Raw genomic sequence first — 20,252 nt, 5'->3', positions numbered from 1 at the left:
CGCACAGGCTCCTCACGGAGCAGCGGCTTTTTCTTTCTGCGTCCTGCTTTCGTGGCCCGAATTAAAGTCGGCGGCGCTTCACACCCGTCAGCTTGCTATACCCTCTCGTCCCCGTACGCCCCGAACCGCCCCTATGAAAACGATGAAAGCCGCTGTCCTCACACTCGCCCTCTTCACGAGTATTGTCTACGCGAAAGAACCCACGATATCGTCAGCGAAAACTCGGGCTATTTGCGACGAAGTCGCAGCGCGGGAAAGCAACGGAACGTTGCAACAAGCCGAAATCGTTCTCGACGGCACAGTGTCGGAGGCTGAAAGTGAGCGCCTCAACGAAGCTCTCACGGATGCAGGAAGCGATGCCTGGATGAGCGGAGTTGGAGCCGTCGCCTTTGGTTCAAGCAGCAAAAAGCACCTCTTCGGGTACGCCTACAGCCACGGAACCTGCAAAAGCCGAGCGATAGTCGACATCGACCGGCTGCTTCGGGTCGCACCTGGCCTGAAGGGAAGCCTCGACCGCGACCCTGAGCTGTCGAATCTTTGGGGCGACGTCGGTGACCAACAACGGCTCTATCTGATACAAGGCGAGCCGGTGGTGCTGGACAGCAAGGGGTCGCTTCTTTGGCTCGTCAACGGCGTAAAGCAGCAGCTCTGTGCAATTGAAGCTTCACCGGAACCAAAAACTGAGATTGTGAACAAGGGCGATGCCTCAATCTGCCGCGCCGTCGTCGACGAGAAAGTTACCGAGGTTCAGTGGACCGACGCGCCCCAAATTCCCAGCGCGACGCTTGGAATAAAATACATTCCTCTCAACGAAGTCCACGCTGCAAAAACGGCCGTAGTGTTACATGACCACAAGTCAAAGAAGTACGCTCGCTATCAGCTAAGCAGTGGCGGCGGATGTGGACGTGACTCGTCATGGGTCATGGAGCTTCGTGACGACGAAAGTGCACCGGTGGAATCTGCGGTGAATAACGAGCTTCGTCGTGACGAACTGAGCTACGACGCAACGCTATTCACGTTCGACGGCGGTTTGTATCTGAAGGGGGTCCAAGGCAACGCAACCACCGTTCTCAGCCTGGATAATGACCGTGTGCTGCCCGTGTGCGACATTGTCGACGTCCCCCAATACTCTGTTAGCCCTTAGTTCGTGTCCGGCGAGTAATGCTTAAGAGTGCAGCATGCCGAGACCGTGACGCGCTTCCAGAACCGGGCCGGCCTCTGTGGAAGCGCCGCTGCTAGAGCGAAGCACTGAATATCTCGGTGACGAGCGAGAAATCGTCGCGATGGCGGCTACGTTGGTCGCGACTCCTGTTGGCTCTGAGAGCCGGCGCCGCTCGCTTGTCATGCCGCCGGGCGGAGACCGATAGTGGCTAGACAGGTAGTCTCCACCCGTCCGTGTATCCTCGCATGAACCTCAGAATCCTCGTTGTTTCCGCGCTCGTGTTTTCGACAGACAGCTTTGCTGCTTCGTCGCTGCCTCCGGTGTGCGACTACGTTGCCACGCACGTCAGCGGGGGCCGCACGCTAAAAGAGCTCAACGAGTCTGCGCGCGAAGAGGAACGGCTACCGGGATATCTAGAAGCCGCCCGCAAGCAAGGCAACAGCCCGGAATTTTTGGACCACGAGGGACCGTACGCCAGGGAACTCAAGGCCTATCATGCGGACATGGATAGAGACGGAGTATCGGACGCTCTCTATGTGACCGAAGACGATGGTTCGGCCCATGCGGTTCTTGCGCAAGCGCGCAGCGGAAAGGACGGCACGTGGCACGAGCTAATGTACGGGACCCCCGACGGCATCCGGCCATTTTCCTATAGGGGTCAAACATTCTTTTACGTTGTCGGCGGCCGTGACCCGGCCTATGTGTCCGAATACGACAGTGCCTGGAAAGAGCACCGAATATGTGACCTGCAGGAAGTTCGCCACGAGTGGGTGACGGAAGAGCCGAACGGGGAGGCTGCGTGCAAAGTAGCGGCGTCCGAAGCTATGTCCTACGTCGAATATGGTCCGCCTCCCCCGGACCTGGACAGGGATGCCCTTCCGCAATGCATAAGCGACTGCAACTACGGCGGCCAGCTCGACGTCAAATATCTGTCAACAGCCTCGGTCGACCTTTACAACGACGGGCGCAAATTTTTGATGGCGGAGGGGAGCTACTATCTTGCCGGACGAGGAGGGACTGGACGTGTACCGCTCATCGTCCGGTCTGAGGCCGATAAAAAAATAGTAGCTCCAGAAATGGGGGAAGAATATGGAATGGGCAATGCACATGCGACTTTTGACGATTACACATTGAGGCTCGCCCGGTACGAGAATTTAACGTATTTCGAAGCGACATATGGCCGCGACCTTTCCCAGTTCACCGGGGATACGCGAGACATTTACACTTGGCGCCATGGAGTCGTCGTTCAGGTTTGCGCGCTGAAATCTCGCATCACGTATCAGGCGGTCCCTCCTGAAAAGGCGGAGTAAGCCGGTTAGCGCCGATGCCCAAAGACGATTCGAAAACGAAGACAATGAAAACAACCAATGTCATTAAGGCATTTGACGGATGGGTTTTTCTCTCTTCCTTTGTCATCCTCTTTTTTATGGGATTTATTCCCGCTTGGAACGTCGCAACCGCGACTGTACCCAACAAAGCTGCGTTGGTGCAAATATCGGGCAGCCCCGCCGTAATCCACGACAGAGCCAGCCATCAACTCGGCCTGAGAACCGATGCGGGAATCGTTCGCCTCCAGTGTCGCCCGTGGTCTTTTGCGAAACCGTGCCTTCCCCTTGTTTGGCCGGACGACGCGACTGCAACAGCCTTGGTTTCTTGGCCGTTGAAGGGCCACGCTGAATCGACTGCCGGATACTGCCAAGTACGAAGCTGCAAAGCTATCGCGTATGAAATCAGTATCGTGGGCGGCCCAAGCCTGACGTATCAGCAGTCGGTTAATTCCTTGACTGCCGCCAAACAGGTCAATAGCGTTTGGCTTATCGCGAACCTCGTCCTGTTCTTCTTTATTAATGGATTAGGCCTCGTGTTGAAAAGAAGAAAGTGCAAAACAACGTGGATGGCACCCCTGCACTTGACGATTTTCATGAGCCTATTCCTCCCCTACTGCTACGCGACGAAATAAATCTCCCGCTGTAGGTAAGACGTGCGTTCCCTTAAAGCGTGTGGCAGCGCTCGGGGTCGGCCACCCTCGACAGGAACATGATGTGCGCTCACAGTTGGGCGGGCGTTTTTCAACAGGGAGCCTCCGGCTCCTTGACGCCCCTTATTCCACGATAAAGAGTCAAATATGACCTCTTAACTGAAATATTCAGCCATATCTGACCGGTTTCAGCAGCGCAAATGGCGCCACGTGCGTTGTAGGTAGACGCATAATATGAGAATCTGAGTCCCACAAGTTGAGAAACTTATGGGTCGTTTTATTGATAGTCAGACTCATGAACGATACGTGGACGCGGTGATACTACCTGAGCTTCTCTTCCGAGCTCTCGGAAGTGACATTCAGGCCAAACAGCTCTCCCTGGCGTCCTTCGAGCTTTTGCTCCTTTCCCGCTCAGGAATCAACGGGGCGTCATCAGGTCGCGCGTCTATCCGGCTTCGGCAACCCAGCCGTACCTTAAAGCGGGCGCGCCGACCGCGCTCGGCGACTCCGGACGGCGAAAAGCGACTCGAATCCTCGCTTTCTGGGCATGTGCGTCCGGCGAATCGATAAAGTGCCTGCCCTCTGCCCTCTGCCATCTGTCGTATCACGACAATTCTGTCATTCGCATTGCATTCCTGCCCGGACCGGCTATAACGCAGCATAAATAAGTCTGTCCGTACTCAAGGGAGAGGGCCATGTCCGCAAGTGTGAGAGACTTGCCGTTCCTTTTGCTTGTCCTTGTGCTCCTTTGCGTTCCGCGCGGCCTCTACGCGCAGGTGGCGCGAATGGAAGTCATTCCTTTCGAGTCGGTGACGCTCACAGACGAGCAATTTCTGGGCGGAAGCGAAGACGGCAAGCGCGTGACGATAGCCGGTGAATTGCGGCTGCCTCGCCCGGGGACCGACAGGCTGCCCGCCGTCATACTGCTGCACTCGTCCGGGGGTATCGGCGGCCAGATAACGGACTGGGAGCAGTGGTTCCTGTCGTTGGGCGTTGCCACTTTCGTGGTCGACAGTTTCACGGGCCGAGGCATACAAAACACAATCAATGACCAGAGTCAGCTGGGCAGACTCGCCCAGATAGAAGACGCGTATCGCGCGCTCAGCCTTATTTCCAAACACCCTCGTGTCGACGCGAGCCGCGTGATGCTGATGGGTTTTTCTCGTGGCGGGCAAGGCACGCTCTACGCAAGCATGACACGCTTCCAGAAAGCGCATGCCGATGCGTCCACGCCAGGATTTGCCGCCTATGTTCCGCTTTACCCAGACTGCAGTGCCCGCTACCTCGATGACGACAACGTTTCAAAGGCTCCTATTCGCATATTCCATGGAAGCGCAGACAACTATGACCCGATTGGGCCTTGCAAGGCCTATGTGGAACGGCTGAAGGCCAAGGGGGTGGACGTAGAGCTCACCGAGTTTGCCGGGGCCAATCATGTCTTCGATGGGCGCGCCTTCGCGCATCCAACCCCACTGCCAAAAGCGCAAACCGTGCGCAACTGTGCATGGGAAGAACACAGCGCCGGGCAATTGCTCAACGTCAAAAGCAATCTGCCCTTCTCATATGCAGACCCTTGTGTTGAACGAGGCGTGACAATCGGGTACGACGAGAGCGCGACGGAGCAAACGAAGAAGGCAATAGCCAACCTGGTTACCACTACGCTTAAGCCGACACCGACACGTGCCCCGTAATTCCGGCGAGACTGGCGGGAATAGCATTGCATTGAGCTCTTGTGTAAAAGGCGCAGAGATTTGCTCTCTGTGCTTCGAATCAGCCGTGGTGCGCCTAGGTAGGCTGTATGCTGTGTGATTCCTCCAATCGACCACCCGGCCCTAAATGTCGACGTGGTCGACCGGCCGCTTAGAGTGCTCCGCCCCACACCACCCTGAAAGTGGCTGCCATCGCTGCCGCGTCGCCGTGGCGGCGCGCAATCTCCGCACGTGCCAGCGTGGTCGCGAGTTCTTTGTTCCCGAAGACGGCGAGGTCGCTTCGCAAGGCGCTGCTCTCCGGGTCCCTGAGCACCTCCCGCTCGCCATCAATCTCCAGCTCGTAACGCCAGCCCGCGATACCGCCTTGCTCAAGCACTCGATAGACACCCGGTGGCAGCGCGCGGTATCGCGCTTCGCGGTATCGCGCTTCGCCTTCTTGTCGGCGCTGTTCGAAGGCGGCATTTTCCACCGGCGTCCTCAGTGGGGCCTTCGGCAGCATCGCGACGAGTCGCGCGTCGATTTCGTCGACATCGCCATGCAGGAAGGGGTTGTACGAGTTTCCTGTGGTCATACTCTTCTCCGCTCAGTATCTTGTGTGCTTGATGAGTGATTCCACTCGATATCGCGCGTCGTCGCCGCGAGTACTCCAGTGCCGTGCAAGGCGGCCCTCGCGAACATTTCGACCGTCGCTGCTATCGAAGGCATCAATCCGACGCCAGCCTCGTTAACGCACTCCCGCGCGCGGGCCAGGTCTGCCTTAAGCGCGCCGCCGATTGCCCGCAGAGGGTTGAATAGCTTCAGCGGCAGGCCGAGCATCGCGGGGTGTGGTTGAAGCTCCGGCGCTTTGCCCTGGCCAAGGAGCGCGTCGCTGAATGCCGTGGGAAACTGCGCCGCTAGGTGCACGCCGCTCGTCCCGCGCGGATTGCACTCCAGCGCCACCAGCCTGTCGCCTGTGTCGATGGCATCCAGCGAGAACTGCCCCGACAGACGCTGGCGCGCCGCCAACGCCGCCGCCATCTCGCGCAGGCGCGCGTCCGCATACGGCTCGAAATAGACACTCGCGCCCTTCCCTGCTCGCCACTTCGGCCGGTACGCAACGTGCAACAGGAGTTCGCCGTCTTCCGCAATGTTGTACGTGCAGTATTCCGGGCCGTGCGCGCGTTCCTGCGCCAACCACGGGTCCTGCGAAGTTGGCGTCACGCGTCGCAGCGCCTTCGGCGTCGGCGAGATGAGCGTGCGCGCGGCGAAGCGCGAGAAAACCGGCTTGAGCACCCAGTCGACATCCTCCTCGAGCGCTTCAACGGCTTCCCGTGATGTTAGCAAGCGATTCTCTCCCGCTCCGTATCCGAGCTCGGTCGCGGTCTGCGCGAACAACCATTTGTCATGAAGCGCCAGCAGCTTCGCAAGCGGCGGCGCGAACACGCGCGTCGTGATGAGTTCCCGGGCCTTTGCAAGAGCGAGCCAGAACACCTCTTCGGAGGTCGGGATAATCAGGTCGATGTAGTTGCGCGCACACGCCTGCTGCAACGCGTGCGTGAACGCATTGAATGCCTGACGTGGAGGCGGCGTGCGGACATAGCCCTGGATGTGCGGGCTTGCGGCTCCGATTGGAAACAGCAGGCTGTCCGACATCCACACACGGTGTCCGGTGCTCGCCAGCGTCTTGGCGATGTCGAGTGAAATAGGCGCGCGTGCGCCGGTGATGAGGATGTTCATTCGCAAGGTGCCGTAGGGGGTGAGGTGTCGAATCGCTCGCGCGTCGTGCGCCGGCGCTTGTCGAGCGGCGACTCGTTGAACCGCTCAACCATCTCGAAGTCGAGCCGCACTTCCGACGTCGACACGCCAAGCCGGGCGAGCGCCGCCCGCAACGATGCGGTGACCGCCGATATCGCAATCCCAGGCGCGAGAAGCTGAACGCGCAATGTGTGCGCATCGCTCTGCCGGCATCGGAAGTCCTCGACCCCGGGGACCGACACAATCGCCCGGCTGACAAAATCCGGGAACACGTCGACCGCGCCGCCGGCGCCGGGCAGCGTGAGCACGTCGTCGCAGCGGCCCTCAATGCGCTCAATCACGCGCGTGACGCGGCCGCAACTGCACGGTTTCGGGTCCAGCACCAGCACGTCGTCGAGCCGATAGCGGACGATGGGCTGCGAGCTGCGCGTGAAGTCAGTCACGACCGGCGCGAAGCGCCCGCCCTCGCGGTCAATCCAGTCCGGCTCGATGTGAACGAATTCCTCGTTCAGGTGCAGCTTGCCGTGCTCACAGCTGGCGGCGAGGAACCCCTCGGTGCACTGGTACACCTGTTGGGCCTGAACTGCCCAGGTAGCTTCGATGAGCGTCTTGACGTCATCCGGAAGCACCTCCGCTACCGAGATGACCTTGCGCGGCGTGAGCGTGATGCGCCCGGCCTGTTGCGCGCGGGCGATTTTCTCGAGCAGCTGCGCCGGCGCGACAAGAATCGAAGGGTTGAACGTCTGCAGCTCGACTAGATTCTCGTCGAGCGTTTTGACCATGTCGAAAAAGCGGAAGCTGATGAGGCCCGCGCGCCCCACCGACTCATACAGCTTGCTGTTTGCCCTCAGGAAGAGCGCCACGCGTTGCCGCTGAAGAAGCGGCGCCGGCAGCAGCTTCGCGAGCAACACGCCTGCCCACTGCGCGCGTTCGCGCTTCGATGCGAGGAAGAGTCCGCGCGAACCCGAGGTGCCTGACGAGAGGCCTACGGCGATACCGCCTATCTCAGAGGCAAAGTCGCGCGTGCGCTCAGCGGTCAACGCGACGTCGAACGCATCTGCCTTCCTGATGCCCACCGTGTTCAGCTCGTCGAAGTTTTCCATCATCACGCGCTTGTTCATCATCGGCACGGCCGCAAGGTTGGACACTCGCGCGTACCGGAAGAACTTCGACTTGGAGAGGACATCGCGCTCGAAGCGGGCCAGCTGCCGACGCTGGTGCGCCTCGAGCTTCTCGCGGCTCGAGAACTTCATGCCCCAGCGGGCGCGCACGAAAGTACGCAGGAACAGAAGCGCATCACGCATTGAACAGGTCCGGAAAACGGTTCTTCAGCTGCGAGCAATGGGCCGGGATGATGCGCAGCTCAGGATTGCTCTTGTGCAGGCGGTGCAGGCGCGCGAGCGTCGCGCGGTAGGCGGCGCGGTTCTCGTGCACGAGGTAGCTCAGCTCCGACGGATACCGCAGCTCCTCGAACGCCACTGAAGACCAGCATGCGTCGGCTACCAGAAACGCCGGCCCGCTCGTCGCGTTCACGTACAGGCCCATCTGGCCGGCGGCGTGCCCCGGCAGGGCGACGGCGATGAGGCTGCGGTCGCCAATCAGGTCCCACCCCTTGGTGAACGGGCTCATCGACGCGGGCAATGCGACCCGCGCGAAAGTCTGCTCAATCGGGTCCAGCCGCTCCTCGAAGTCGTCGGGCAGCAGCGCCGGTAGAAATCCCTTCTTCACGCGCCCGAGTCCCCACAGCCTTTTGACCCGCTTCCATCCTTCATCCGAGGCGATAATCCGTGCATTCGGAAAATCCGACACACCGCCGATGTGGTCCGCATGGAAGTGCGACAGGACGACGCTGCTGACGTCTACCGACCCGGAGCCGAATTGGGCCATCTGCACATTGACCGTCTCCGCCTGCGTGACCCTAACGGGAGTTGCCCACCTATAAAGCGAGTTCGGAAACGAGCGCGTCGCCGAAAAGAAGCGCGGCGAGTATCCCGTGTCAAACAGAATCGTGCCGGCCGTTGGGTGTTCGATGACTGCCGCGACAGCGGGGAATGTCGCCTTGCGCCAGCCACCGCCTTTGAGCGTCACAAACTCAGGGTGGCAGCAGCACCCCGCTTCGATGAGCCTTAGCTTAACCATGGCGCGCCACCCACTGCGCGTAGCGCTCGATGCCCTGCTCGACCGTGAAGAGCGGGCGGTACCCGAGGTCTTTGGCGGCGCGCTCGAGCGAAAGCGTCTGGCTGTAGCCGAGCACGCCGGCCGAATATCGCGTGAGCAACGGTTCTTTGCGGGTTACCCTGCTGGCACCCTCCATAGCCCCGCCAAGGCATAGCGCGGCGCCGCGTGGGAGATTCCGGGTTCTGAAAGACACGCCCAGCGCGTCGAAGAGGCGCTTAATCAGGTCGGCAAGGGGCATCGGCTCGCCGTTCGTAATGTTGTAGGCGCTCGCCTGCGGCGTATCTCGCGTGGCTGCGAGCCACATGGCGTGCGCCACGTTTTCGAGATACGTCACATCGACCACCGCACGGCCATGATTGACCACTGGCAGCACGCCGTTGCGCAACGCGCGCAGCATGCGCGGAACGAGAACCGTGTCGTAAGGGCCGAAGAGTGCGCGCGGGCGCAGCATTACCACCGGCAGTCCGTTGTCGGCCCACACCCGCAGCCGCGCCTCGGCGAGCGCTTTAGTCTCGGCGTAGGCGTTGGCCGGCGTCGGAAGCGGGTCATCTTCCCGGATGTTGAGGCGGTCGCGAAAGTCGAAATAGATGCTCGGCGTGGAGATATGGACAAACTTGGCCCGCCCCTCCCGGTGCGCCGCTCGCGCGAGACGCTCGGTAGCCACGACGTTCGCCGCGACGAAATCCGCCCGCGCGCCCCAAGGCGCCGAAAGCGCCGCGCAATGGAACACAACGTCGCATCCGGACACGAGGGAACCTACGTCGGAATTTACCAGGTCCGCCGCGACGAACCGGGCGCCGCGCGCCGCCAGTGCCCTGCCAATGTCCTCATTGCGGCCTGTCGCGACCACGTCGATTCCGCGCGCGAGGAGCATCTCTACTGCGGTGCGTCCGAGACCACCCGTCGCACCGGTGACCAGCGCTCTAGTCAAACTCATGAAAAGACCTTACTGAAATGCGTGGAACGAAGGGTCTACTGACGCCCGGCTTGAGCAAGCGGGTTTGCTTGAGGTATGGCGTGCATCAGCCAATGGGCTGCCCCGACAGCCGAACGGGAATGAACTCCACCTCGGGCACGTACTGCTGATACTTGGCCATCCAGTACGAGTCCCAGACCTCGGCGTCCTGAAGGTCCGACGACCACATGCTTTTCCTCGAATCCGAGGATGCCAGCTCTTCCGTGACTTCCTGCGCCGTCGGCTGTGCAGCTTCAATCCACGCCTGATTTCCGCGAAGGAAATACTGGGCTCGGGTGTTGTAGAGCCCGGTGCCCTTGTGCCTGGCAACGAACAGTTGGCACCGCTCGTCGACGTCGAGGGACTGCGCCGCCGGCAGTCCTATGTTGCTGAGTGCCCTGCTCATGGATTCGTCGAGCCCGCTTCTGCTTCCGCTGTAGCGTTAGCCGCTTGCATGTACCCAACCGGCACTGCCTGCGCGACGGGACGGCCGGCATAGTGCACATTGAGGTTATCGGCGGTAAGCTGAGCCTTCTTTTCGTCAGCGCACTGGAAAACGATGCCATTCGGACCACGTACAAAGGTTCCGCTTCGAACGAATACCGGTTCTGACGCCGACTCGCTCGAGGTCGCTGGTTGCGGGGTCAATGTGAGCGTGTCAAGCAGCGCGTTTGTGGCCCTGACAACGGCATAAACGTTGTCCTCGAGATGAGCTGCGAACCACTCCATGCCATCACCGGGGTAGATGCCAAGCCGCGTCATCAGCGAGCGCAACTTCTCAAGGCACGCGAGGCCCACTTGCGCATCGGACTCGGGCTGCGCGACAGGTGGCGCGGATAGAGTCCGCAGTTCGGCTTCGATATTGAGATACTTGTACAGCAAATCCATCTTGTCTTTGTGGAGACGAGCTACGTCTGCTTCGGCGTCGGCAAGCCGAGCTTCGAGAGACATATCGAGGGCAGTCGGGGCATCCGGGGAAGCGGCGGATTGCTCGGCGGTGGCGACGCGCTCGAGTATGTCGGAGACGAGGATGTCAGTCACTCGGTCAGAGCGAAGGTGGTCGTAGTGCGTTGGCCAGTCCTTAACGTGGCTGCTCAGATAGCCAAGGATGAACTCGCGAACTCCGCTCACCAGCTTTTGAATGCCTTCATCCGTCAGCCCTGCTTGCGGTGCTGCCGCGCGGGTGACTCGCTGAAATTCATCCCAAAGCAAGCGGGCTGAGTCCTTGCCTGTCCGCTCAAAACCCGGTTTTCCTTCGGTGTTCCACCATGCTTCGAACGTCGCTTGCGTTGACTCCGTCGCCGTGGCAGTGGGTGCGGCGCGGGCACTCTCGCCAGCGAGGGCGAACAAATGTCGAACGGCATGCGTCACCGGGCAGGCCTCGCTATGCGGCGCTCCGTCAACCGCGTGGCAGGTGCAATCCGCGTCGAACGCGTCGGCCTGCGCCGCATTGCATGCGTCATCGGCCGGTTCATCGCCGAGGTGCCGCGCGATTAGCGCCGCGCGAGTTTTCAGGTTGAATTCGTGGCTCACGCCTTCTCTCCCGGTTGCTTGCTGGCTGCGCTAGCCGCGTCGATGATGTTTCTCACCGAGCCCTGAGCGCCCATTGGCGCGAACGTTACCCACATCGTGTGGTCGCCCCACACCCGCGCGTCCCACTGATTCTTCTCGCGGTGGAACATGTTCTTGTCGAGCCAGTCGAGCCGGGCACTATCCTTCATCCCCTTATCGCATGCGTCATTGCTGGCAAGGGGCATGCAGGCCAGCGTATCGAGGGCGACAGCCCACGGGTTATTCAGATTCGAGTGCTCGCCAATATCGACGCCAAAATGCTCGGCTATGCCGTCGGCCAGCTTGTCGGCCCATTCGTGGTAGTCATCGCGTTCCCGCATCACCTGGTCTAGCGCCGTCTCGCTATCGTCGGCGCGGGCCAACGCTGCACGTCTCACCAAAGCCTGGTAGTGCAGCAGCGGCACAGTAGTCATTGGATTGTCGCTATCTTCGATGCGGGCGAGGGGCCGCGCGGCATCGCCGTCGCTGGCTTTGGTGCAAGTGTCGCCGTCACATGCAACCTTATCAATCAGCTTCATGATGGCTGTCACCCCGATGCGGGTGCCTATCGGGTATTGGTTCAATCGCTCGCAAAGCGCCTCAACCCCAACCATTTTTGCCTCGCCCTCTGCAGCGTGCGCGGCAGGTTTCGGGGCTGCTGCGAACATCGCTGCGTAGCGCCACGCGAATACCAGCCGGGCGTAATGGTCGAGCGCCTCGTCGTCGCCCTTGAAGGTAGCGAGGATGGTCTTATCGTTCTTGTCGTAAGAGGTAACCTCGCGCCAGTCCTCGTTGGTCCAGATGCCCACCTCGTAACAGGACTTGTCGATAGAGTGGCGGCCGAAATACGGCGTCGGCTGCTGCATAGCAAGCCGCATCTCTTCGGTCGGCACCGCCGGCGGAACAGGAAAGCCGGCCCGACTATTCCACGCTCGGGTCAACGTTTCCGCATTGGCGTCGTTGTCCGACCCTGCGATTGCCTTCAGAATGAAGTAACAGTCGTGGCGGTGCGAATCCGTCTGTCCGCAGAATGGGCAAGCATCCCACTGCTCTGCAGATGCAGCAGGCTGCACGTATTGTGAGCCGGCGACAGCGCGCAACGCACGGGCATACGCGCGCGCATCGTCCTCGGTGATGGAAACTTTGCCGTCAGTGGGAACCGCCGACTCCAGTTCATCCGCGAATGTCGCGTAGTCCGGTGTCACCGAAGCTGGACCCATGGCGGACTGTTCCATCATGGCGAACACCTCGTACACGCTCGTCCTGACCGCGTCGACTTCGTTGGCGGAAATCTCCTCGCCTCTGCGCCGTTTCGCCGCGAGCCATTGCTCAATCATCCGTTCAGCACCTTCCATAAACTGCTCCTTAGTAACGCAACGCGAGGATGCCCACGGACAGCCCCGCGCCCGTGCCAATCAATAGCGCCGTCTGGCCGCGCTGCAGGCGGCCGGTTTGAACCGCTTCGTAAAGCGCGGTCGGAATGCTGGCAGACACCTGATTTCCGTGGTGCGCAAAGATGTCGACGATGCGACTCTCGGGGATGTCGAGAAGCTTGCGCATGTGATGCAGGCCCAACTGGCTCGCCTGGTGGGGGACGACGACGTCGATATCGGCCATCGTCAGTCCTGTCTTTGCCCAGAAACGCTCGAGGGCGCCGGGGACGACCCGGGACGCGAGCTTGAACACTGCTTTGCCGTCCATCTGGAACTTGAAGTCTGCCGCACGCACGTCGCCGTCCTCTTGTGGATTACAGCGCGAGCCGCCGCCGGTAATCTGGCAGGTCCTCCATCCTTGCGGGTACGTTTCGAGTTGCGCGCCCAGCACCGCGCTCCCGCTGGACGGGTCGTGCTCGAGCACTACTGCAACGGCGCCATCACCAAATATGGCTGCGCTCTCCAGATGGCCCCAGTCGAGACCTTTTGAAGGCAGGTCTGCGGAAACGAGAAGCACCCGCTTGTAGCGGCCGACGGCCAGCAGCGCCGAGAGCGTATCGAGGGCGACGACAAACGACAGGCAAGTCGCGTTGACGTCGAAGCAGCCGACCGCGCCACTCTCAAGTCCCAGCTCGCGCGCGATAAGCACCGAGGTGGCCGGTATCGCCTGCTCCGGCACGCCGCTGGCTGCTACAACGCAGTCGATATCGTCAAGAGCGAGTCCTGCCGCCAAAAGTGCCACGCGGGCGGCGCGCGCGCCGAGTTCGGACTGAATTTCTTCGCCCGCGAAGTGCCGGTACTCGATGCCGCCGCGTTTCTTGATAGTGCCCACCGGCAAGGCTAGCTTCCGGTCGAGGTCGTCGGAATAGACGCGACCGGGCAGCGCTGTGCCCATGCCCAGAACACGTAGGCCCAGCGGTTGGCGGATTGTTGTCATCAGCAAGGGGGGCGACGCAAAATAATCGCATCAGGGGTCTTGTAAAGTTGCCAAGATTTTAGCAGTTGTAAAGGCATACCGCAATTTGTATAAATTCGCCAGCAGTGAAAAGGGTCGCTCGCGCAACCCGTCCGCGCGGGGTAACAGCCGCCTTTACAATTGGCGCCAAAAGTCGACATACCGGCCTCGGCTCAACAGGAGAAGCGTATTTATACCCACTCTTAGCCTATGAAAAACCGCGTTCAGTGAGTGACCTCCGCGAACCTGCTAGCCGACCTGTTCCCACACTAGGCCCGCGCATGCACATCTTCAAACACCTTGCAGTCGCCTGCACGTTGATGGCTTTGCTTGCATCCTCACTGGTCTGACTGCTCGAGTGCGCGGTGATGCCTCCGAAGGGGCTTCGCGCGCACGACCGTTTCTGCGGCGGTGCGGGGACTCGCTACACCTGCCATTACTCGTGGAGACCTGACCTACATGCTCGCTCAGCTAAAAACAAAAATCGCAGTGGCCGTCGCCTTGTCTGCTCTATCAGCCGTCTCGTTCGCTGCCCGTAGTCCCGATTCAACCTCGGCCATGCCCGCAAGTGCCGACCCGCTGCTCCTTGATTTGACGCCCGACCACTCCGGCATCAAGACGACGCCCCCCAGCGACAAGGTGCTGTTTGACCACGAAGGGTCCGGGTTCGCGGCTCCGTATGCCTGGGCCGCACCCAACATTGGCATCCTCGCGTATGACCCCGACGGCCTCCTCGAGGCCCACGCCCGGCAGGGACTTCGGCCTGTTGACAACGGCACTCAGCTTTTCGGCGACGCGACCAAGTTCGACGACGGCTACAAACCGAACTCCAGCTTCGATGCGCTGATGCACCTGGCCGGTCCCGATACGGTGACGCTTGACCCGTCGCATCCGGTGTGGAAGAAAGTCAAGGTCTGGGTCGACTCGACCGACAAGGATGGCGCGCTGGCCCGAGGCCGGCTGCTAAGCCTCGACGAGGCAGGCATCGCCAAAATTCTGCTGACTCCGCAAACCGTCACTAACGGCACTGACGCGAATGGCAACAAACGTAAGCGCGAAAGCACGTTTATTATGAAAAACGGCGAAGCGCGGACCATCGGCGAGTATTCCTTGGTGGCGAAATTGGCCGATACCGAGGACCTCAATCTGCTTCCGCTGAGTCCTGAAGTCATGGCGCTGCCCGACATAGAAGGCAGTGGAACCGTCCACGACTTGCGCCAGGCCATGGCGCGCGACCCCAAGCTCGTCTCGTTGGTGAAGCGTGCCGCCGCTGCAGCTTCGCTACCAGAGCTGGCAGGACTCGGCGTCGCAATTCTTGGTGAGTGGACCCGTGACGACGGCGCGTCGGGAGAGCCTGCGATTTCCCCAAGACACGTAGTCGAAAAATTCTCCGGGTTTCCCTTTTCCAAAGATGTCCTCGATGATTTCGCCGCCCAGCATCCGGGCGTCAGCGTGGATAGGCTAATCGCGCAAGCATACGGCGAGATTTTGCGAAAAACCGTTTTCACACTAGCGGTACAGACCTCCCTTGCAAATTTGTGGCCGCAGCCGTTCGACGTGAGCGGCGAGACGGCCCCGACCCCGAAGTTCGACGACGCTGGTGCTGAGTTCGACAGGCTCCTCGCCACGGACCCGGCGAAAGCCTTACAACGCCTTACCCTGTTCGCGGCTACGATGACTGCGCTCGGCGTGCCGCACGACGCGGCTTACACAGCATTCGCGCAGCATATTGGGGCCACCTCTGCAGAGGGTCGCCGAATCCTGGAGCAGTTCTCCCCGCAGCGAAAAGACAAGGCCCCCGCAAAACCGTAGCCACGCGCCGCGCCAAAGGAAAGCCCCGCAAATCGCGGGGCTTTGTCCTGCGAGAAGCCTTTTTGGGACTTACGGCATAACCGGCGGATGGAACGTGAGCGTTCCCGCCAGAATCCAGAGCAGCCCAATCACAATCGGAAAGTGCACCAGCAGCTGTGTAAAGGTGTACCCGACAACGTCCCGCGCGCGCAGGCCAAGCACGCCGAGAAGCGGCAGCATCCAGAACGGGTTGATGAGATTCGGCAACGCCTCTGCGGCGTTGTAGACGGTCACTGTCCAGCCGAGGTGCACCTTCAGGTCGGCAGCTGCCTGCATCACGTACGGTGCCTCGATGACCCACTTTCCACCGCCGGAGGGAACGAAGAAGCCCAACACCGCCGAGTAGACGCCCATAATTGCGGGGAAGGAGCTGTGCGACGAGACCGACACGAAGAAATTCGCAAGGTGGTGCGCCAAGGTCTGTCCGTCCGGGCCGGCCGCCTTTGTCAGAATGAATGCGATGCCCCCGTACAGCGGGAACTGGATGAGCACGCCGGACGTCGATGGCACAGCCTTAGACACGGCGTTCAGGAACCGGCGCGGGCGCCAGTTAAGCAGCATGCCGAGCATCAACAGCACGAAGTTATAGGTGTTGAGGTTTGAGATGGCGAGAATCGGGTCTTTGCCAGAAAACTCGTGGCCAATCCAGATTGCGCCGAGCGCAACGACGAGAATCGTCACCAGAGGGCTGTACTCGAGCCAGTCGCCCGGCCGTTGCGGCCGCGCGAGGTCGGTTCCCGCGTCGTCAAGGGCGATGCCAAGTTCCGTCGCGGTCTTTGCGTTTTCATCCTTCGGTGCCGAGAAGTACGCGATGACGAGCGATGCGACAGTCAGCGCCGCGATGATGAGCATCGACTGCGGCAAGAAAATCGTCTCTGCAAAGGGAATCACTCCGGTGATTTTGAGCAGGGCCTTCGGGAGGCTGTCCGGATTCGCTTGCAACTGTGCGGCCGACGAGCTCAAGCCGAGCGCCCACGTCGCGCCCATCCCGAGATAGGCTGCTGCACCGCCAGCGCGGTAATCCATGCGAATGTCAGAGCGGCGTGCGATGGCGCGCACAAGCAGTCCACCGAAAATCAGGCTAATCGCCCAACTGAAAAGCGATGCCGCGATGCTAACGAGCGCGACGAAGGCTACCGCGCCACGGCCGGTTCGCGGAAGCCGCGCCAGTCCCTCAATCAGACGGGATGCTGGCGGCGACGCGGCGACGACATAGCCCGATATGGCGACTATGGCCATTTGCATGGTGAACGGAATCAGGCTCCAGAAACCGTCACCAAACGCCGTTCCCACTGCCTTTACCGAGGCACCCGATGCCATCGCGCCGGCGCCGACCACGACAACTGCGAGGGCCGCAAAGATGTAGGCGTCCGGAAACCAGCGTTCAGACCATCGAGTCACGGCGCCTGCCAGCTTTTCAAGCATCCCCGCTTGTTGCACTGGTCTGCCGGTTGTTGCTGATTGCGCTGATTCCATTCGTGTTCTCTCCGCGTTGCGTTGAAGGGGTTGATACATCTCAACATCGAAACTAATGTCGCCGCAGATATTTACTGCGCGCTCGCGGCGCAGTATCGCGCGTAACGTCTGCGCCGACGTTTTTGTTAAGCGTTGCATTGTCTAGCAAAACGCCTGTTTCAAACAGCGTCAGATACATCCGTGTTTACCCGGACATCTTTGCAACCACTTTTCAAACAGAAATACTTCACAGGTTCACATTTTTCGTGGCGCCCGAGACGGAAACGGTTTAGCGCCAACCCAAAACCACTGCCCCTCGGAGCGAGTACCCAATGAAAAGCCCCGCCAAAGCGGGGCTAGTCAAATCAGAGACTGAAAATGCCACTTACGCCACTGCAGCTTCCTCCGGCATCCTGCCGAAGATATTGCCGCTTTGCGCAATGGCGTAGACCTCGGCGATTTCAGCGGAGTCGTACCCTCGGAACCGCACCGTGAAGTGCGCAAGGTCGGTTCCCTCACCGCCCTCAATCGGCGCGAGGAAAATCGCACGCGTCATTTCTGTGCCCGGCGAACAAAACTCCCAACCGTTGACCGCTTCGACCTGCGCGTCATGAAAGTCGTACGCCTCAAACGCGGCGTTTGCGGCCGCTTCCCGCTGTTCAATCAAGTTATCTGTCGTCATGCCCTGGCCCTCCTGGTGGTGAACAAAGTCGAAAAGCAGTGTAGAACCTGGGGGACAATGCGCGGTTAGCGCCAAAGCGCTGAGCTTTCGAATCAACTACTGCGCGGCGAAGGCCGGCTATCAAACCAGCGCCAGTTTCTTCAGCAAGGCGTCGATAGCCGTGCGGGCAGCAGCGCTCGGTGCCTGCTTGAGTGGAAGCTTTAGGATGTAGCCCCCGATGGACGCGTCCTCCTCGTCCTTCTTTTCCAGGTCCGAAGGATGTGTGCGCAGCGTCTCGATAGTCACAACGCCTTCCGGAGCCGCAAAACGCTTTTTCAGAAGCTCGTTGGTACGCTCGGCACCGAGATAGGCCGCGTAGTCGAGCATTGCGTCCACAAAGCGCGGCCGCATTTCGCGCGAGTACGCGAAGTGGTCCGGGTCGTGAAGCGCATCCAGGTAAATGCTGAAATTACGCGCAATGAGGGCGTCGCCGTCGTCACGATTGGCCAGCACAAAGCTGATTTGCTCAGTTACTACGGACATTGTGTCCTCCAATTTGATTGAGTCGCAGCGGGGATGCGGTGTGAGTCGCGATACCCCGAAAGAAAAGCTCCCCAGATAACCGTGGGGAGCTTTGTAAAATCAGTTGTTCTCGTTCTCGTCCTCGTCAACGGGAACGATAACTTCACCATCCGCGTTGTAAAACGCTACAATGTTGCCGTTGTTTCCAGCAACATCCGCATCGAGAGCGGCCAGGATAGATTGCGGGATTGTAAACCCCTTGTCTTTCAGCCACTCTTGCAGCTCCTCCGGAAAGTCCGTGCTGAAACTGTCGTCGAGCGTAGAGAACTGGGGGTCGCCGTCGCGCTTGCCGTTCGCCTTTATCCTGAAAACATTGGCGAAGAGTTCGCGCAGCGGGCGGTCCCAACCAACCATCACTTCAAACTGGTTGCTGCTTTCGTCTTTTGCCGGGAAAAAGCGTTGAGTCATTTCGAATGTCCTTTTAAAAAATGGCACGTGCCTGCTGCGTATAGCCACGTCGCGGCAACGCGCCCGGCTTGCCGCCGGCGGGCAGGCCCCGAAACCAAGGAACCGCATGTCGGATACTGAGCAAACCAAAAATCAGACCCTCTTTAAGGGAGCTGACTTCGAAATCCGCCGCCAGGAGGGTCAACTCATCGCACTCCACAAAGGCGCTGAATACGGCTCGCTGGCGGACAGCTACCTCGTTGCAGCCTTGCTCGAGCGCATCGCCGAGCTGGAGACGACCAACGACCGGCTGACAAATCAGGTCGGCTATCTGAAGCAAGACAACGCTCAAGCCTGGCAGCGTCATTCCATGGCCAATTCCATCAGCTCCGACACCTCAAAGATGCTGATGGACGCAAAGGATGAAATTCGTCGGCTTTCCGCCCTCACGGTAGTCAGCGCCGCGCCAAAAGCGTAATCCCCTGTCGGCGAGCCTATGGTTCGCCGCTGTCCCCTGCTGTTCACGCTTTCTCCCTGTCGGCTAAACGCCTCGCGCTACAAGTCGCTTTGGGGGAGTCCCCGTGCGAATCCAGCATTTTATCGCGCTTCTCGCCTGCACCTGGGCCAGCGGCTGCGCGGCAACGCACCCCGTGCCAAAGACCGCTCCAGTGTATATCCTGCGCGTGTCTCACCAGTCTCCATCACAGGGCTTCGTGGTCGAAAGCGATACCCACGTCTCGCTCGCTCCCGGTGCGTCGTATCGGCGATGCCTGGCCTCGGATACGGCGCCGGACAATTCGATAGACCCCTTTCTGGAGGACGGCTGCGTCGGTCCCTTCATCGCGTTGGCGCCGCCGGAGTCCGTAGCCACTCCGGCACCCGGTGGCGTGCGCCTCCATTACACGGTGTCCGTGCGTGCCGAAGAGCCTGGCACCGTCACCGTCGCGGGCCGACGGACGTCACGTGCGACCGTGGAAGGGGTCGCGACTGCTCAATACGGCAGCCCTCGGCGTGAACTCGCCGCAGTGGGGGCGTGGAGAGTCGAACTGGAACTGACGCACGAATCCATCAAGGAGGACCGGGGTCCGGACGCTAGCAGGATGATGAACCGCTGGCTTGGCTTCCAACCGGCTAATTTCGAGTGATGCGACGACACGGCCGGGGCAGTCGTTGCTCATCGCCGGGTCACTTGCGATTTGGGCGCGGCGAGTGAGGGAATGTCAGGACGAGTCCCACCACGACCGCTGAAATAGCGCTGGCGAACGCCGTTATGGACAGAGCCGTTTCGTAGGCTGGGGAGAACCACATTCCTTCGAACAAGGGCACCACAAACCGCTTGCAGATAGCCGCGTGGCAGCAAATGCCGAGAAAGAAGCAGAGCGCCTTGTACAGCCCTGCCTCGCCTGAACTCAGAGTGGAACGCTCTTTCACTGACTATCCCCTCGCCGTTGAAGCTAATCCCTGCCGGGCGGGCAGCCCCGCGCTTGTGTTAATCCGCCTCACGCGGATACCGCCTCTGCCGCCTGCGGGTTGTTCGGGCGAGCCTGCCCGCAGCACGGGTAGTTCAGCAAATCGGTCTGGGCTAGTGCTTCGCGCATCGCGGCGCGCAACGCTTCGCCGCGCTCGAAACCGTGGTGCACAATCCGACAATACTCTTCGAC

20 protein-coding genes are annotated in these 20,252 nt (G+C 60.4%); 7 read left to right on the top strand and 13 right to left on the bottom strand.

Annotated elements, in window-relative coordinates; all coding sequences use genetic code 11:
• The first annotated feature begins 133 nt into the window (after positions 1–133).
• The 4 genes from F6X40_RS35885 (at position 134) to F6X40_RS35870 (ending at position 4,831) form a co-directional block, all read left to right on the top strand.
• Entirely contained in the window at positions 134–1,144 is a 1,011-nt protein-coding gene (locus F6X40_RS35885; protein ID WP_187631133.1) for a hypothetical protein, read from the top strand.
• Positions 1,145–1,407: 263 nt separating this feature from the next.
• A complete protein-coding gene (locus F6X40_RS35880) occupies positions 1,408–2,472 on the top strand; it encodes a hypothetical protein (protein ID WP_187631132.1) in 1,065 nt (354 codons plus the stop codon).
• A gap of 44 nt (positions 2,473–2,516) precedes the next feature.
• On the top strand, positions 2,517–3,122 hold the full coding sequence (locus F6X40_RS35875) for a hypothetical protein (RefSeq protein ID WP_187631131.1): 606 nt from the start codon (positions 2,517–2,519) through the stop codon (positions 3,120–3,122).
• 803 nt (positions 3,123–3,925) lie between these two features.
• Positions 3,926–4,831, top strand: a complete 906-nt coding sequence (locus F6X40_RS35870) for a dienelactone hydrolase family protein (RefSeq protein WP_262421673.1) — start codon at positions 3,926–3,928, stop codon at positions 4,829–4,831.
• A 169-nt stretch (positions 4,832–5,000) separates the two neighbouring features.
• Here F6X40_RS35870 and F6X40_RS35865 read toward each other — a convergent pair whose 3' ends face one another.
• From F6X40_RS35865 to F6X40_RS35825, 9 genes are all read right to left on the bottom strand, one after another.
• The gene (locus F6X40_RS35865) at positions 5,001–5,420 is read right to left on the bottom strand and encodes a hypothetical protein (protein ID WP_187631129.1); all 420 of its coding nucleotides are present in this window, start codon (positions 5,418–5,420) and stop codon (positions 5,001–5,003) included.
• A complete protein-coding gene (locus tag F6X40_RS35860) occupies positions 5,417–6,565 on the bottom strand; it encodes a hypothetical protein (protein ID WP_187631128.1) in 1,149 nt (382 codons plus the stop codon). Before F6X40_RS35860 ends, F6X40_RS35865 begins: the two co-directional genes overlap by 4 nt.
• Positions 6,562–7,887, bottom strand: coding sequence for a F390 synthetase-related protein (locus tag F6X40_RS35855; RefSeq protein ID WP_187631127.1), 1,326 nt, complete (start codon positions 7,885–7,887; stop codon positions 6,562–6,564). The genes F6X40_RS35860 and F6X40_RS35855 overlap by 4 nt, the downstream gene beginning before the upstream one ends.
• The gene (locus F6X40_RS35850; RefSeq protein WP_187631126.1) at positions 7,880–8,722 is read right to left on the bottom strand and encodes an MBL fold metallo-hydrolase; all 843 of its coding nucleotides are present in this window, start codon (positions 8,720–8,722) and stop codon (positions 7,880–7,882) included. The genes F6X40_RS35855 and F6X40_RS35850 overlap by 8 nt, the downstream gene beginning before the upstream one ends.
• Positions 8,715–9,698, bottom strand: coding sequence for an NAD-dependent epimerase/dehydratase family protein (locus tag F6X40_RS35845; protein WP_187631125.1), 984 nt, complete (start codon positions 9,696–9,698; stop codon positions 8,715–8,717). The genes F6X40_RS35850 and F6X40_RS35845 overlap by 8 nt, the downstream gene beginning before the upstream one ends.
• An 85-nt stretch (positions 9,699–9,783) precedes the next feature.
• Positions 9,784–10,122 (bottom strand): hypothetical protein, encoded by a 339-nt coding sequence (locus F6X40_RS35840; RefSeq protein WP_187631124.1) that lies wholly within the window; start codon positions 10,120–10,122, stop codon positions 9,784–9,786.
• Positions 10,119–11,249: a hypothetical protein gene (locus F6X40_RS35835; protein ID WP_187631123.1), complete on the bottom strand. Its 1,131-nt coding sequence runs from the start codon at positions 11,247–11,249 to the stop codon at positions 10,119–10,121. Before F6X40_RS35835 ends, F6X40_RS35840 begins: the two co-directional genes overlap by 4 nt.
• Positions 11,246–12,622, bottom strand: coding sequence for a hypothetical protein (locus F6X40_RS35830; protein WP_187631122.1), 1,377 nt, complete (start codon positions 12,620–12,622; stop codon positions 11,246–11,248). Before F6X40_RS35830 ends, F6X40_RS35835 begins: the two co-directional genes overlap by 4 nt.
• Before the next feature lie 10 nt (positions 12,623–12,632).
• Positions 12,633–13,595, bottom strand: coding sequence for a 3-oxoacyl-[acyl-carrier-protein] synthase III C-terminal domain-containing protein (locus tag F6X40_RS35825; RefSeq protein ID WP_262421672.1), 963 nt, complete (start codon positions 13,593–13,595; stop codon positions 12,633–12,635).
• Positions 13,596–14,114: 519 nt separating this feature from the next.
• On the opposite strand from F6X40_RS35825, the gene F6X40_RS35820 reads away from it, so the two are divergent.
• Complete coding sequence (locus F6X40_RS35820; RefSeq protein ID WP_187631121.1) at positions 14,115–15,467, top strand: hypothetical protein; 1,353 nt, start codon at positions 14,115–14,117, stop codon at positions 15,465–15,467.
• Between the two features lie 69 nt (positions 15,468–15,536).
• Here the strand turns inward: F6X40_RS35820 and F6X40_RS35815 are convergent, their stop codons facing one another.
• The 4 genes from F6X40_RS35815 to F6X40_RS35800 form a co-directional block, all read right to left on the bottom strand.
• Complete coding sequence (locus F6X40_RS35815; RefSeq protein WP_410452585.1) at positions 15,537–16,931, bottom strand: short-chain fatty acid transporter; 1,395 nt, start codon at positions 16,929–16,931, stop codon at positions 15,537–15,539.
• Positions 16,932–17,346: 415 nt separating this feature from the next.
• On the bottom strand, positions 17,347–17,643 hold the full coding sequence (locus F6X40_RS35810) for a hypothetical protein (RefSeq protein ID WP_187631119.1): 297 nt from the start codon (positions 17,641–17,643) through the stop codon (positions 17,347–17,349).
• A gap of 120 nt (positions 17,644–17,763) precedes the next feature.
• Entirely contained in the window at positions 17,764–18,165 is a 402-nt protein-coding gene (locus F6X40_RS35805) for a hypothetical protein (protein WP_187631118.1), read from the bottom strand.
• 99 nt (positions 18,166–18,264) lie between these two features.
• Complete coding sequence (locus tag F6X40_RS35800) at positions 18,265–18,612, bottom strand: hypothetical protein (RefSeq protein ID WP_187631117.1); 348 nt, start codon at positions 18,610–18,612, stop codon at positions 18,265–18,267.
• Positions 18,613–18,718: 106 nt separating this feature from the next.
• On the opposite strand from F6X40_RS35800, the gene F6X40_RS35795 reads away from it, so the two are divergent.
• Positions 18,719–19,069, top strand: a complete 351-nt coding sequence (locus tag F6X40_RS35795) for a hypothetical protein (RefSeq protein ID WP_187631116.1) — start codon at positions 18,719–18,721, stop codon at positions 19,067–19,069.
• A 103-nt stretch (positions 19,070–19,172) separates the two neighbouring features.
• Entirely contained in the window at positions 19,173–19,736 is a 564-nt protein-coding gene (locus F6X40_RS35790) for a hypothetical protein (RefSeq protein WP_187631115.1), read from the top strand.
• The last annotated feature ends 516 nt before the right edge of the window (positions 19,737–20,252 follow it).

Origin of the sequence: Paraburkholderia sp. UCT31, from assembly GCF_014397655.1 — a bacterium.
Classification (GTDB): Bacteria; Pseudomonadota; Gammaproteobacteria; order Burkholderiales; family Burkholderiaceae; genus Paraburkholderia; species Paraburkholderia tuberum.
The sequence above is the reverse complement of the archived record's forward strand: the minus strand, read 5'-3'. Positions and strand labels throughout refer to the sequence as shown.

Excerpts from the sequence above, each read along its gene's own strand:
- F6X40_RS35880 (WP_187631132.1), top strand. The coding sequence starts at position 1,408 with ATGAACCTCAGAATCCTCGTTGTTTCCGCGCTCGTGTTTTCGACAGAC.
- F6X40_RS35860 (WP_187631128.1), bottom strand. The coding sequence starts at position 6,565 with ATGAACATCCTCATCACCGGCGCACGCGCGCCTATTTCACTCGACATC.
- F6X40_RS35850 (WP_187631126.1), bottom strand. The coding sequence starts at position 8,722 with ATGGTTAAGCTAAGGCTCATCGAAGCGGGGTGCTGCTGCCACCCTGAG.
- F6X40_RS35810 (WP_187631119.1), bottom strand. The coding sequence starts at position 17,643 with ATGACGACAGATAACTTGATTGAACAGCGGGAAGCGGCCGCAAACGCC.
- F6X40_RS35825 (WP_262421672.1), bottom strand. The coding sequence starts at position 13,595 with ATGGGCACAGCGCTGCCCGGTCGCGTCTATTCCGACGACCTCGACCGG.
- F6X40_RS35845 (WP_187631125.1), bottom strand. The coding sequence starts at position 9,698 with ATGAGTTTGACTAGAGCGCTGGTCACCGGTGCGACGGGTGGTCTCGGA.
- F6X40_RS35855 (WP_187631127.1), bottom strand. The coding sequence starts at position 7,887 with ATGCGTGATGCGCTTCTGTTCCTGCGTACTTTCGTGCGCGCCCGCTGG.
- F6X40_RS35805 (WP_187631118.1), bottom strand. The coding sequence starts at position 18,165 with ATGTCCGTAGTAACTGAGCAAATCAGCTTTGTGCTGGCCAATCGTGAC.
- F6X40_RS35795 (WP_187631116.1), top strand. The coding sequence starts at position 18,719 with ATGTCGGATACTGAGCAAACCAAAAATCAGACCCTCTTTAAGGGAGCT.
- F6X40_RS35830 (WP_187631122.1), bottom strand. The coding sequence starts at position 12,622 with ATGGAAGGTGCTGAACGGATGATTGAGCAATGGCTCGCGGCGAAACGG.
- F6X40_RS35875 (WP_187631131.1), top strand. The coding sequence starts at position 2,517 with ATGAAAACAACCAATGTCATTAAGGCATTTGACGGATGGGTTTTTCTC.
- F6X40_RS35885 (WP_187631133.1), top strand. The coding sequence starts at position 134 with ATGAAAACGATGAAAGCCGCTGTCCTCACACTCGCCCTCTTCACGAGT.
- F6X40_RS35865 (WP_187631129.1), bottom strand. The coding sequence starts at position 5,420 with ATGACCACAGGAAACTCGTACAACCCCTTCCTGCATGGCGATGTCGAC.
- F6X40_RS35815 (WP_410452585.1), bottom strand. The coding sequence starts at position 16,931 with ATGCTTGAAAAGCTGGCAGGCGCCGTGACTCGATGGTCTGAACGCTGG.
- F6X40_RS35820 (WP_187631121.1), top strand. The coding sequence starts at position 14,115 with ATGCTCGCTCAGCTAAAAACAAAAATCGCAGTGGCCGTCGCCTTGTCT.
- F6X40_RS35870 (WP_262421673.1), top strand. The coding sequence starts at position 3,926 with ATGGAAGTCATTCCTTTCGAGTCGGTGACGCTCACAGACGAGCAATTT.
- F6X40_RS35840 (WP_187631124.1), bottom strand. The coding sequence starts at position 10,122 with ATGAGCAGGGCACTCAGCAACATAGGACTGCCGGCGGCGCAGTCCCTC.
- F6X40_RS35800 (WP_187631117.1), bottom strand. The coding sequence starts at position 18,612 with ATGACTCAACGCTTTTTCCCGGCAAAAGACGAAAGCAGCAACCAGTTT.